The following is a 12,757-nucleotide window of genomic DNA, read 5'->3' on the forward strand; positions in this document are numbered from 1 at the left end:
TATTATTTTTTATGCGCACGGGGATTATTTTTTGATACGGCGAATTTTTTCGCTCTGTATTTATGAAAAAACAGTTACAGGCTGCCATTTATTACCGGGGAGAGCAAAATTTTTCCGTGACTTGTGCGTCAGTATCGGTCGGCTATGTGTGTGTCGTCACGGTTCGGGATCGGAAGTTGGTATAGGTGGGAATGGCGTGACCGGGGATGGCGGGCCGGAAGATAGGGCAGCGGGTGGGCCCGGGGGCCCACCGCAGAATTCATTGGCTAGTGGCAAGTTTCTGTAGGTTACTCGCCTTAAGGTCGCCATCAATGCGGTCGAGAATTCGTTTTACCAGGGTGTCACACAGTACCGTGAGTTGCGCCTCGGTATCGTCTTCTATAGTACCGTCGCCCAGCGGGGTCCTGATCTCGTAGTTGCCCTTGAGGCGCAGGTCGGCGATATCCAGGTGTTTATCGATCAGCAGCGCACCATCGGGGGCCTGCAGACGCAGGTGGAAGTCCCCGCTGGCACTGAGGTTACCCTGCTCAATTTCATAGTCACCGCGGTTGTCGAGGCCGCTCAACTGCTTGATCACCGCAATGTCCACCGCGTGGTGCAGGGTCAGCGCGCCGCTATCGGTGCCCACGGGTACTTCCTCTTCAGTGAGTAGCGTCCGCAGGCCGTTGTCGAGCTTGCTGCGCAACTGCGCACTAAATGCACGACTGGAAGCTTCTTTGGCGGCCGATAGCCCGCCGCCGGCCGCCTGTGCGAGCAGGGCGTTGATGTCGTTGCCCTGCATGGGGGTGGGAATATCTGCGAGGATCTCCGCCTTGGCCAGAGTGATTGTAGGTACGGGCTTGTCGCTGCTGCTGAACAGACTTTGTGCCGAGACCGGGGAGGCAGACAGAACTGTCGACAACAGGAGACTGAAAAGAGTTGTGGGCGCGCTGGAGATGTTCACTGGGAATCTTCCTGATTCTGATTCGGTAATCGTGAATGTGGTGGCCTGCCCGGCAACTTGGGCCAGCCGGTAATCGGGTTTTTGTAATCACCCTGTTAGTGGACATGAGTTAGCCCTTTTGGGGGAGGCTGCCATTGCTCGAAGTTGAGCGCAAAAATATTAATGACTATTGTTGACCAATTGGTCTAAACAATAATTGTGTCTCATTACCGATGTGGACAAGTTTGCAAAATCGATACCGGTTCTGCGGTGTTACCGATAGTGGAAGGGCGCGCTGGCGGCGTATTTATCCTGCAGGTTGGGGATGGGCTGGAGATGGGGCTGGAGCTCAGGAGCAGGAGGTTGTGTCAGGCTTCCGCAAAGCGCGGCTTGTTGTGTAGCCAGCGACGGATCAGGGCACTGCGGGCTGGGCTACTGAGCTCCGGTGCCGCGGCAATTTTCTGAATCTGTGGCAGCAGGTGGGCATCCCGCTGCAGGTCGGCGATGCGATGCTGGATTTCGCCGGTCTGGCGGGTGCCGAGGATTTCTCCCGGGCCGCGCAGGCGCAGGTCCTCTTCGGCAATCGCGAACCCGTCCGCATGAGTGCGCAGGGCCTGCAGGCGCGCGCGGCCATTGGCGGACAGCGGTGTGCTGTACATCAGCACGCAGTGACTGGCGATACTTCCCCTGCCGACCCGCCCTCTTAACTGATGGAGCTGGGCGAGCCCGAGGCGCTCGGGGTTTTCGATAATCATCAGGCTGGCATTGGGCACGTCCACTCCCACCTCGATCACTGTGGTTGCCACCAGCAGGTCCACCTCCCCGGCCTTGAACGCTTTCATCACCAGGTCCTTGGCATCGGGCTTCATGCGCCCGTGCACCAGCGCTACGCGCACACCGTCCAGGGTGTCTGCCAGCTCTTCCGCTGTAGATTCCGCGGCCTGGGCCTGCAGAGTCTCCGATTCTTCGATCAGGGTGCACACCCAGTAGGCCTGGCGCCCTTCGCGCACCGCATTCTGTACCCGCTCCATGACGTCATAGCGGCGCTCACTGGAGATGGCGACGGTGTTGATAGGCTGGCGTCCGGGAGGCAGCTCGTCGATCACCGAGCAGTCGAGATCGGCAAACGCGGACATCGCCAGGGTGCGCGGAATTGGGGTTGCGGTCATGATCAACTGATGGGGCTGGGTGCGCTGTTGGTCCCCTGGAGCGCCCTCGACGGCGCCTTTCTCACGCAGTTGCAGTCGCTGTGCCACGCCGAAGCGGTGCTGTTCGTCGATGATCACCAGTGCCAGGCGGTGGAATGCCACCCCTTCCTGGAACAGAGCGTGGGTACCCACGACCAGCTGCGCATCGCCATTTGCAATCGCCGCCAGTTGTGCGCGTCTTTCCGAAACCTTCATGCTGCCGGTGAGCCAGGCCACGGTAATACCGAGGGGCTCCAGCCAGCCGCAGAAATTGATCCGGTGCTGCTCGGCGAGGACCTCTGTCGGTGCCATCACCGCGCACTGGTAACCGGCGCCGATGGCCTGCAGTGCCGCGCGAGCGGCGACCAGGGTTTTGCCGGCGCCGACGTCCCCCTGCAGCAGACGCATCATGGGGGCCGTACCGGCGAGGTCGTCGGCAATTTCCCGGCCCACACGCTGCTGGGCATTGGTGGGTGAAAACGGCAGGCGCGCGAGGAAATCCCGCTCCAGTGCGGCGTTGGCTTCCAGCGGGGGCGCGGACACTTTGGATGCACTGCGACGCAGCTCCAGCAGGCTCAGGTGGTGAGCGAGCAGCTCCTCCAGCGCCAGCCGCTGCTGTGCCGGATGTTGGCCTTCGGCAAGCTGTGCGAGGTCCGCGTCCGCCGGCGGCTGATGCAGGTACATCAGTGCGCCGGCCAATGGCATCCGCAGTGCTTTGGGTAACAGTGATGCCGGTACCAGTTCGGTGACATTGCCCTGGGCCAGCCAGTCCAGCCCCTGGCCGATCAATGCGCGCAGGCGCCCCTGTCCGAGGCCCTCGGTGAGGGGATAAACCGGAGTGAGTGTTTCTGCCGCTGGCGAGATTTCCTCGCCGATGATTTCGGTTTCCGGGTGATACAGTTCTACACCGGCACTGCCGCGGCGGGCTTCGCCATAGCAGCGCACCCGGGCGCCGGGGGCGAGGCGGTTTTTCTGGGCGGCGGTGAAGTGGAAGAAGCGCAGGGTAATACTGCCGGTAGTGTCCTGCAGGCGCACCGCGAGACTGCGACGGCGGCCGAAAACCACGTCGGCGGCGCGCACCTCGCCTTCCACCACGGCATCCATCCCCGGTCGCAGGCCCGCCAGCGGTACCACCCGGGTGCGGTCCTGGTAACGCAGCGGCAGGTGGAACAGTAAATCCTGCAGGGAGCTGATATTGAGCTTGGCCAGTGTTTCCGCCAGCTTGGCGCCGACACCTTTGAGGGCAGTGACGGGAGTTTCCGCGAGCGTCTTTTCTGGCTGGTCAGGCTGGTTTCGATCGGGGTTCACGAACTCTTGAGCTGGCACTGGTTAATGGCGTCGCGCAGCATATCGATGGCGCGATGGCGTGGGAAACTGGCGCGCCAGGCCAGCGCTACGGTGCGCTGTGGTGCCGGTGCGACGAACGGACGGGTTACCAGCACGCCAGAGGCATACTGGGAAGCGGCAGCCGCTGACAGGGGCAGTACGGTGATGCCGAGGCGCGAGGCCACCATGTGGCGCAGAGTTTCCAGGGAGCTGCCGTCGGCAGCGGTGCGGATATGCCCGCTGCCCGCCTCTTTTTCAATCGATTGCTGCAGTTGTGGGCAGGCCTCGAGCACCTGATCGCGGAAGCAGTGGCCCTCCCCTAGCAGCAGCACATTGTCTTCACACAATTGCTCCGGTGCCAGCGCATCATAACTGGCGAGCGGATGATCCGAGGGCATCAGCACCACGAAAGGTTCGTCGTAAAGGGGCTGGGTGACCACATCAGGCTCGGTAAATGGCAGCGCGAGAATCACTGCGTCCAGCTCGCCCTTGCGCAATCGTGCGCGCAGGGTCGAGGTGTAGCCCTCTTCTACATACAGCGGCATCTGAGGCGCCAATTGCTGCAATTGAGGGATAAAGTGGGGGAAAAGGTAGGGGCCAATGGTAAAGATGGCGCCTACGGAAAGCGGGCTGCTCAACTGGTCCTTACCGGCGCTGGCGATATCCTTGATGGCGGCGGACTGCTCCAGCACCAGTTGCGCCTGGGCTACGATCCGCTCCCCGAGCGGCGTCGCCTGCACACGGGTCTTGGAGCGTTCAAACAATGCCACGCCCAGTTCTTTTTCCAGTTTTTTGACGGCGATGGACAGGGTGGGCTGGCTTACAAAGCAGCGTTCTGCGGCGCGGCCAAAATGCTGCTCCTGGGCCAGGGTAACGATGTAGCGCAATTCGTTGAGTGTCATAGCGATCGCAATCAGATAAAACTTGGCGATAGAGTTTATTCATAAATGCCCCCTGGGGACCAGCAAATCTCGAATAGGGGTGGATAAATGTCTCAACCTAGAAAAAAATGCTATTAGCAAAGTTTATTAATAGTAATTTTTGCTATTAAACTGCCGCTCGACCGGTGCCATGGCGCTTTTCTTGCTATATGTGTAAGGGCAAGTGTTCAACGTACACACAAGCGGAGAATCGCTATGGGAATCTTGTCTTGGATTATTCTTGGCCTGATTGCAGGCGCGCTGGCCAAATGGATCTTGCCGGGCCCGGATCCCGGTGGCTGGATTGTCACAATGGTCATCGGTATCGTGGGTGCCTTTATCGGCGGCTGGCTCGGCTCGATGGTTGGCATTGGCGGCCCGGTAACGGGGTTTTCCCTGGGCGACATCATCACTGCGGTGATCGGCGCCATCGTGCTACTGCTCATTTTCCGGATGGTGAAGTCGCGAAGTTAGCATTTCGTGGCTGATGAGTGCGGGGGCCCACAGTATACTGCGGGTCCCGGTCACAGATTGTGAGCGGCAAACAGGTTATAAATGGGGTTTGTGACTGAGAATTCGCAGTAACCCATAAAAATTCTCTTATCTTCATTGTTTTCGGGAAGCGTCGATTCGGTGTCCTGTCCCGTGGCGCGCAATACATCAGGGGCCGATCTTCGGCATCCGGGGGTTTATTCAAGCGGTTATGACAAAGGAAAAAGTCTGGATCTTCGGTTGCGGTGATCTGGGGACCCGTCTGGCATTGAAGCTGGATCGCAACGCGTACGATGTATTTGGCGTGCGGCGCAATCCGTTGCAGGCACTGGCGCGCAAGCGGCGCGCCGACGTGGTCAACTGGCGCCGCGGCGACGCGACCAAACCGCAGGATATTCACCGCCATCTGAGCGGCGGTGCCGATATCGTCATTGCCACCTTCACTCCTGGCGCCAGCACCCCGCAGGCTTACCAGCGCGCCTACGTGGAAACCGCCAACGCCCTGCGTCAGTCGCTGGCAGATTTGCCCAGGCCCCCGCGCCTGTTCCTGTGGATATCCTCCACCCGGGTGTACGGACAGAGCGGTGACCAGTGGTTGGATGAGCGCTCGCAACCCCTGCCTGGCAGCTATCAGGGTGAGGCCCTGCTGGCCGCGGAAAAGATTGTTCAGTCCTCAGTGACGGAAACCTGCGTGGTGCGTTTTGCAGGAATCTATGGCCCCGGCCGCGACCGCCTGCTGTCCCAGGTGCGTGCCGGCCGCTGTGCGCCGCCGTTGCCGCCGCAGTTCAGCAACCGTATCCATGTGGACGATGCAGTAGGCTTTCTCGCCCATCTGATCGAGGGGCAAAAGAAAGGCATGGAGATTGAGCGTTTGTATATCGGCGCCGACTGCACGCCGGTGCCGATGTACGAGTTGCAGAGCTGGCTGGCAAAATCTATGGGTTACACCAGCGCGCATCTGCGAGAGGAAGTGGCCACCAGCGAGCGCCGCTCGAAAAAATTGAGCAACAAACGCATGCTGGCTAGTGGCTATCGGATGCTGTACCCGGATTACCGCGCGGGTTACACCACCCTGCTGGAAAACGATTGATTCCCTTCTCTTCGCGCCGCCCATAGGTCGGGCGGCGCCGCCTGTGCGAATTTCTGTGTTAAATCACCATCACCGCTTCGGCTTCAAACTGCGCGCCTTTGGGCAGCTCGCTGACACCTACGGCCGCACGCGCCGGGAAGGGCTTGGTGAAAATTTCTTCCATGACCTCATTGACGGTGGCGAAGTTGCTGAGGTCGGTCAGATAAAGATTCAGCTTTACGATAGTGTCCAGTGAACCGTTGGCGGCTTCACAAACGGCGCGCAGGTTTTTGAATACCTGAACCGCCTGCTCCCTGAAATCGTCGGATATCAGCTCCATGGTTTCTGGAACCAGGGGAATCTGACCGGACAGGTAGACGGTGTTGTCCACTTTGACGGCTTGCGAATAGCTGCCGATTGCGGCCGGTGCCTTATCGGTTTTTATCACGGCGCGATTGGGCATGGATTACTTCTCCCGGCCTGACAAGGCCTGCTTGCTGAAAAAGAAAGCGGGAGAATATAGCGCGGTTTATGGGGTTTGGGGAGCAATGACGGGGCGATACGGACGATATGCGAACCCATCCACATTCCTGAATTAATCGCGCAATGCGTCGTTCATTTTCACAATTTTTCTGCAAAAACATCCGCCAGTTCGCCCCAACCACAGAGGCCCACCCCCGGTGCCCGCGCGACAAACGATCGCCGGCAGGTTGTTTGGCGGGTGGGCACCGGGGGCGGGCCGGATCATCCGACTACCACTGAGCACAGGTAGTGAGCAGAGGCAATGGGTAGAGGCAATGGGTAGAGGTAATGGGTAGAGGTAATGGGTAGAGGTGCTGGGCAGTACGCTGGGAGGTGGCAAAGTTATCGGTAACTTTGCCTTCGCGCCGGACAACTGCGAACTTATAGAATCCGTTCAGAAACTTGATAAGTTACGGGCGGGCAATCTTGAGCACAGCGGGCAGGTTGCGCAGGCGTTTCATCACCCGTGCCAGGTGAACCCGGTTGGCCACTTCCAGGGTCAGCGCGATCACGCTGTGCTGCGCGTCCTTTTCGTCCACGTGGATCTGCTCAATGCTCGCGCCCTCCTCCGTGATACGCGTGGCAAGACGGGCGATGATGCCCCGTTCGGATTCGACTTCTACCCGCACATCGCCGAGAAACTCCCCCTTCACATCCGGGGACCAGTTCACCGCCATAATGTTTTCCGGGTGCTCCCGCAGCTCCGCCGCATTGCGGCAGGTATCCCGGTGTACCACCACCCCTTTACCGGAACTGATATGGCCGATAATCGTATCGCCGGGGATCGGGCGGCAGCAGCGCGCAAAGCTGATCATCATGCCCTCCTGGGCATCGATGGTCAGCGGTGAAGAGATATTGCTCGCCTCGGTCTCTACCGTGCCCGGTGGCACCAGCAGTTTGGCGGCGGAATAGGCCGCGCGGTTGCCGAGGCCAATTTCTTCCAGCAGGTTGTCGAAGCTCTCGCAGCGCGCCTCTTTGACCCCGCGCTGGATCTGCTCCTCACCCAGCTCGGAAAGCTTCAGGTGGAATTTGGCCAGGGCCTTTTCCAGCAGCCGCTGCCCCAGGGCGATGGAATCGTGGTGGCGCTGGTGCTTGAGATAGTGGCGGATAGCGCTGCGTGCTTTCGCGGTCACCACGAAGTTGAGCCAGTTGGGATTCGGCTGCACGTTCTTGCTGGTGAGGATCTCTACTTTCTGCCCACTTTCCAGTGGCTGTGACAGTGGCGCCAAGCGCTGGTTGATCCGCACTGCGACACAGGAATTGCCGATATCGGTGTGGACCGAGTAGGCAAAGTCCACTGCGGTGGCCCCGGCGGGCAGGTCGATGATCTTGCCTTTGGGGGTGAACACGTACACCTCGTCCGGGAACAGATCGATCTTCACGTTCTCGATAAATTCCAGCGAGTCGCCAGCGCGCTGCTGCATTTCCAGCAGCCCCTGTACCCAGCGGCGCGCGCGCACCTGGCTGGTACCGCCGGTATTGAGTACTTCATCGCCGGAGGATTTGTACAGCCAGTGAGCGGCGATACCGCTATTCGCCATCTCGTCCATTTCCTTGGTGCGGATCTGTACCTCGATCGGCACCCCGTGCATGCCCAGCAGAACCGTGTGCAGGGACTGGTAGCCATTGGATTTGGGGATGGCGATGTAGTCCTTGAACTCGGTAATGACCGGCTTGTACAGGTTGTGGATAACCCCGAGGGAGCGATAGCAGGTGTCGACACTGTCGACGATGATGCGGAAGGCATAGACGTCCATGATTTCCTTGAACGACTTCTTCTTCGAGCGCATCTTCTGGTAAATGCTGTACAGGTGTTTTTCGCGGCCGATGACCAGCGCATCGATATTTTCCCGCTCCATTCGCAGCTCGATGGAGTTCTGGAGTTTTTCCAGTAACTCCTTGCGGTTGCCCCGTGCAGCGACCAGCGCAGCGCGCAGGCGGCTGGCGCGCAGCGGGTGAATAGCGAAAAAGGCGCGGTCTTCAAATTCGATCCGCACGTCGTTCATGCCGAGGCGGTTGGCGATAGGCGCGTAGATTTCCAGAGTCTCGCGGGCGATGCGCGCGCGCTTCTCCGGTTTGAGGGCGCCCAGGGTGCGCATGTTGTGCAGGCGGTCGGCCAGTTTGACCAGGATCACGCGGATATCCCGCGCCATCGCCAGGGCCATTTTCTGGAAGTTTTCCGCCTGCTTTTCCGCCGGGCTGTCGGTCTCGAACTGGGTCAGCTTGGAAACCCCGTCCACCAGATCCGCGACCTCCTCACCGAACTGTTCCGCCAGCGCCGCCTTGGGTACGCCGGTGTCCTCAATCACATCGTGCAGCATGGCCGCGGCCAGGCTCTGGGCGTCCATATGCATACCGGCCAGTACGGTGGCAACGGCGAGGGGGTGCGTGATGTAGGGCTCTCCGGATCGCCGGGTCTGGCCTTCGTGGGCCTGTTCCGCATAAAAATAGGCGCGGCGGACGAACTGAATCTGATCGGAGGGAAGGTAGGACGAGAGGCGATGGGCCAGACTGTCGATGGTGTGCAAAGCCGCGCTCGCCTCTTAGGTTTCCTGCAAATCCTGCATTAATACGGTCAAACTGGATTACAGATCCTGCTCGGACAGGAAAACCGGCGCCGGGGTGACGTGGCGCACCGGCTCTTCTTCCGGCTCGTCGAGAATACTTGCGTCCACGAAGCCTTCTTCGATTTCGCGCAGGGCGATCACGGTGGGCTTGTCGTTTTCTTCAGGAACCATCGGATCCCGGCCGCCGGTGGCGATCTGGCGGGCGCGCTTGCTGCCAACAATGACCAGCTCAAAGCGGTTGTCTACGTGATCGAGGCAATCTTCAACGGTAATACGGGCCATAAAGCTTCTGTTCCAGTGTGAGTTCGCCCGAATGGGCGAGAATTGGCGAATTCTGTTGTCCGTCGGGTCAGTGCCCGGACAGACTGGGGGTAGCTATTCTACCGGACCGCGCGGTGTACGCAAATCGAACAGTGCACATATGATGCTATGAATACGCCACTGAATTTTTTAAAGCGGGGTGCGTCGCCCTACTGCTTGCGCAACAGCGACTGCAGCAACGCTGCGTGCTCTACCTGCTGGCGCGCAAGGCGCTGGCGTTCGGCGACCAGAATGGCGCGCAGTTCGGTCAGTGCCGCAGTGAAGTCGTCGTTGATGATCAGGTAATCCGTTTCCACATAGTGGGACATTTCGTTGATCGCCTGCGCCATGCGTTTGTCGATCACACTCTGCGCGTCCTGGCCGCGCCCGGTCAGGCGTTCCTGTAGCGCCTGTTGCGAAGGCGGCAGGATAAAGATTCCCACGGTTTCCGGTATCTGTTTGCGCACCTGGGCGGCGCCCTGCCAGTCGATCTCTAAAATCACGTCGCGGCCACTGGCGAGGGTCTCTTCAACCCAGGCCTTGGAAGTGCCGTAGAAATTCTCGAAAACCTGAGCGTGTTCCAGAAACGCGGCCCGGCCGAGCATCTCCACGAACTCATCGCGGCTCACGAAATGATAGTTGATCCCGTCTGTCTCACCGGGCCGCATGGGCCGCGTGGTGTGGGACACAGATACGGTGACCTGGCTGTCGTTCTCGATTAACGCCTTGACGAGACTGGTTTTGCCGGCGCCGGAAGGCGCGGAGACCGTATAGAGAGTACCTTTAGACACGCTGGACCTTGCTGGATAACTGGAATTTGGAGTGGGCGGGGATTATAGCGAAAGCGGGCGGCGGCGTGCGAACGGAGTACAGGCAGTCCCCCGGCCGGGGTTGGGGGAAATAGGGTGTTGGGTATTTCGGGGTACCGGTCAGCAAAGTGGCCGACACCCCTTTCCCGGCCGGGAGCGCCAGGGGAACCTCAGCCGCCTTGCCTTTTGGGGAGGGTGTGCGGCTACCACGAGATTCCTGTTGCTAGTTGCGAACGGAATTGACTGTATCGTTCTTGCCAGAAAAAACCAATAAACACCAAACAGTCATACTAAGAATTGAGTAGCCGGTCACAGGTGCCCACAGCGCGGATGGCATCAGCGGCAGTGATACCACCAGGGACGACAGCCTGGCGAGCTCCCAGCTGCGGGAGCGGACTTCACCGTCAAGTATGCGACCGTTCACTACCAAGCCGACTACCAGCATTAACACCATCAGCGTCGCCGTACCCCAGGTAAGATGTTTGCCGTACCACAGCAGGGCCAGGGTGGCACCGGAGTAAATCAGGTGCTGGGCCAGGGCGTACCAGCGCAGGCCCGATGCGATCTCGGGGTCGAAACGGCGGAAATGAACCAGGTCGCAACTGGGGACCGGCATCGCCGCCTCTGCATCTGCGGGTCGGTAGCCGGTGGCGCGGAACCACAGGGTGAGCTTTTCCTTCCAGCTTTTGGTGTAAACCGCGTCCAGCCACATTCGCTTGAAGTGTTGCAGGTTGGCCGCCAGTGGATCGAACGTATTGAGCGGTTTGCGCACCCCGTAGATACAGGGCTCCTGCTCCAGTTCTTCCTGATAGGTACCAAACAACCGGTCCCACACGATCAGTACACCGCCGTAATTTCGATCTACATACACCTTGTTCTGAGCGTGGTGTACCCGGTGGTTGGAGGGGGTGACCAGTAGCCACTCCATCCAGCGCACCTTGGGGAATTTCTGGGTGTGGACCCAGAACTGGTAGATCAGGTCGATGGCGCCGGCAGTGATCAGCAGTTCCGGCGGCATGCCGATCAGCAGCAGCGGCAGGTAGAAGATCCAGCCCAGCGGCACCAGGTCACTGGACTGGCGCAGTGCGGTGGTGAGGTTGTAGTCCTCGCTCTGGTGGTGCACCAGATGCTCGGCCCAGAAGATGTTGATCTCGTGGCTGATGCGGTGCTTCCAGTAATAGCAGAAGTCGTAGGCGATCACCGCGAGCAGCAGATGCCACGGGTTGTCCATGGACCAGGCAATGCCGAGGTCCTGATACGTGGGCAGCATCCACTGGTAAAGGGGGATGTAAATGAGCATCAGGATGCCCACCCGCACCAGCCCCAGAATCCGGCTGAGAATCCCCGCGCTGAGACTGCCGATAGCGTCGTTTAACCGGTACAGCCCCCAGCCGCGCCAGCGGTCCAGTGCCAGTTCAATCAGTACAGCGAGCAGAAAAAAGGGAATGGCGGCGGTGACGAGCCCCACGGGAACCTCGCAAGTTGTCTATATCGTTATGGTTGTTTTGACCTCGCGGGTAATGTTGCCACAGGCGGCGACGTGAACAATGTCCTGGGAGACCGGATTTCGAAATCCGCGAGATTTTTTAACGACATGCAACCAGACCAGACGGAGCCATCATGATCAACGCTTATGCCGCCGACGCCGCCGGTGCCGAACTCAAGCCATTCCGTTACGATCCTGGGGAGCTCAAGCCCGGGCAGGTAGAAATTTCCGTAGAGTTCTGCGGCTTGTGCCACAGCGACCTGAGTGTGGTGAACAATGAATGGGGTATGAGTGCCTACCCGCTGGTGCCGGGACACGAGGTGGTCGGGCGCATTACCGACCTCGGCGACGGTGTGACCCATCTGCAAAAAGACCAGCGCGTGGGGCTCGGCTGGCACGCAGGTTTCTGCGGTCATTGCGGCGAGTGCGATAACGGCCACCACAATCTCTGTGCCCAGGCCCAGCCCACCATCATCGGCCATCACGGTGGTTTCGCCGATAAGGTGCGTGCCAGTGCCAGCAGTGTGGTACCCATTCCGGAAGGGCTCGATCCGAAAGTGGTCGGCCCCCTGTTCTGTGCCGGCATCACCGTGTACAACCCGCTGGTACAGTTCAGCATCAAACCCAATAGCCGCGCGGCAGTTATCGGTATCGGTGGTCTGGGGCATCTGGCGCTGCAGTTCCTCAACGCCTGGGGGTGCGATGTGACTGCGTTTACCTCCAGCGACAACAAGCGCGACGAGGCACTGGCGCTGGGTGCGCACCACACCCTCAACAGCCGCGATCCCGAAGCACTGAAAGCCGCCGCCAGCCGGTTCGACCTGATCATCTCCACCGTAAATGTGAAGCTCGACTGGAACGCCTATCTCGCTACCCTCAAGCCCCGCGGGCGACTGCACTTCGTCGGCGCTACCACCGCGCCGCTGGACCTCAATGTGTTCAATCTCCTGATGTCTCAGCGCCAGGTATCGGGATCGCCCGTCGGCAGCCCTGCAACCATCGCCGATATGCTCGAGTTCGCCGCCCGCCACCAGATTGCGCCGCTGGTCGAACACTTCCCCATGAGCCGTATCAATGATGCCTTTGCGCGGTTGGAAAGCGGGGAGGCCCGCTACAGGATCGTGCTGGAGGCGGGAAAATAGTGTTTGTCTTAACGG

At 59.7% G+C, this 12,757-nt stretch carries 11 protein-coding genes; 3 read left to right on the forward strand and 8 right to left on the reverse strand.

The features are described 5' to 3' along the window. Window positions 1–259: 259 nt before the first annotated feature. The 3 genes from PVT68_RS11825 to PVT68_RS11835 all read right to left on the reverse strand — a co-directional run bounded on the left by PVT68_RS11825 (window position 260) and on the right by PVT68_RS11835 (window position 4,337). Entirely contained in the window at window positions 260–943 is a 684-nt protein-coding gene (locus PVT68_RS11825; protein WP_280318292.1) for a hypothetical protein, read from the reverse strand. A gap of 347 nt (window positions 944–1,290) precedes the next feature. Further along, window positions 1,291–3,417, reverse strand: a complete 2,127-nt coding sequence (gene recG / locus PVT68_RS11830; protein WP_280318294.1) for an ATP-dependent DNA helicase RecG — start codon at window positions 3,415–3,417, stop codon at window positions 1,291–1,293. Beyond that, a complete protein-coding gene (locus tag PVT68_RS11835; RefSeq protein WP_280318296.1) occupies window positions 3,414–4,337 on the reverse strand; it encodes a hydrogen peroxide-inducible genes activator in 924 nt (307 codons plus the stop codon). Before PVT68_RS11835 ends, recG begins: the two co-directional genes overlap by 4 nt. A 234-nt stretch (window positions 4,338–4,571) precedes the next feature. On the opposite strand from PVT68_RS11835, the gene PVT68_RS11840 reads away from it, so the two are divergent. Together PVT68_RS11840 and PVT68_RS11845 are read left to right on the forward strand one after the other, a co-directional pair. Beyond that, window positions 4,572–4,829, forward strand: coding sequence for a GlsB/YeaQ/YmgE family stress response membrane protein (locus PVT68_RS11840; protein WP_280318298.1), 258 nt, complete (start codon window positions 4,572–4,574; stop codon window positions 4,827–4,829). A 229-nt stretch (window positions 4,830–5,058) separates the two neighbouring features. Then, entirely contained in the window at window positions 5,059–5,937 is an 879-nt protein-coding gene (locus PVT68_RS11845; protein ID WP_280318300.1) for an NAD-dependent epimerase/dehydratase family protein, read from the forward strand. 58 nt (window positions 5,938–5,995) lie between these two features. Here PVT68_RS11845 and PVT68_RS11850 read toward each other — a convergent pair whose 3' ends face one another. From PVT68_RS11850 to PVT68_RS11870, 5 genes are all read right to left on the reverse strand, one after another. Next, window positions 5,996–6,379 carry a RidA family protein gene (locus PVT68_RS11850; protein WP_280318301.1) on the reverse strand — a complete coding sequence of 128 codons (384 nt, stop codon included), beginning with the start codon at window positions 6,377–6,379 and terminating at the stop codon, window positions 5,996–5,998. A gap of 469 nt (window positions 6,380–6,848) precedes the next feature. Continuing rightward, window positions 6,849–8,966 (reverse strand): RelA/SpoT family protein, encoded by a 2,118-nt coding sequence (locus tag PVT68_RS11855; protein WP_280318303.1) that lies wholly within the window; start codon window positions 8,964–8,966, stop codon window positions 6,849–6,851. Window positions 8,967–9,023: 57 nt separating this feature from the next. Further along, the gene (gene rpoZ / locus PVT68_RS11860) at window positions 9,024–9,287 is read right to left on the reverse strand and encodes a DNA-directed RNA polymerase subunit omega (RefSeq protein ID WP_280318305.1); all 264 of its coding nucleotides are present in this window, start codon (window positions 9,285–9,287) and stop codon (window positions 9,024–9,026) included. Between the two features lie 188 nt (window positions 9,288–9,475). Then, complete coding sequence (gene gmk, locus PVT68_RS11865; RefSeq protein ID WP_280318307.1) at window positions 9,476–10,096, reverse strand: guanylate kinase; 621 nt, start codon at window positions 10,094–10,096, stop codon at window positions 9,476–9,478. 241 nt (window positions 10,097–10,337) lie between these two features. Then, entirely contained in the window at window positions 10,338–11,582 is a 1,245-nt protein-coding gene (locus PVT68_RS11870; RefSeq protein ID WP_280318309.1) for a sterol desaturase family protein, read from the reverse strand. A 152-nt stretch (window positions 11,583–11,734) separates the two neighbouring features. Between PVT68_RS11870 and ahr the strand changes: the two genes are divergently transcribed. After that, entirely contained in the window at window positions 11,735–12,742 is a 1,008-nt protein-coding gene (gene ahr, locus PVT68_RS11875; RefSeq protein ID WP_280318311.1) for an NADPH-dependent aldehyde reductase Ahr, read from the forward strand. The last annotated feature ends 15 nt before the right edge of the window (window positions 12,743–12,757 follow it).

The organism is Microbulbifer bruguierae, from assembly GCF_029869925.1.
GTDB classification, from domain to species: Bacteria; Pseudomonadota; Gammaproteobacteria; order Pseudomonadales; family Cellvibrionaceae; genus Microbulbifer; species Microbulbifer bruguierae.

What these genes read in the sequence shown, in the direction of transcription:
- PVT68_RS11835 (WP_280318296.1), bottom strand. Translation starts at nt 4,337, where the DNA reads ATGACACTCAACGAATTGCGCTACATCGTTACCCTGGCCCAGGAGCAG.
- PVT68_RS11840 (WP_280318298.1), top strand. Translation starts at nt 4,572, where the DNA reads ATGGGAATCTTGTCTTGGATTATTCTTGGCCTGATTGCAGGCGCGCTG.
- PVT68_RS11845 (WP_280318300.1), top strand. Translation starts at nt 5,059, where the DNA reads ATGACAAAGGAAAAAGTCTGGATCTTCGGTTGCGGTGATCTGGGGACC.
- PVT68_RS11850 (WP_280318301.1), bottom strand. Translation starts at nt 6,379, where the DNA reads ATGCCCAATCGCGCCGTGATAAAAACCGATAAGGCACCGGCCGCAATC.
- rpoZ (WP_280318305.1), bottom strand. Translation starts at nt 9,287, where the DNA reads ATGGCCCGTATTACCGTTGAAGATTGCCTCGATCACGTAGACAACCGC.
- ahr (WP_280318311.1), top strand. Translation starts at nt 11,735, where the DNA reads ATGATCAACGCTTATGCCGCCGACGCCGCCGGTGCCGAACTCAAGCCA.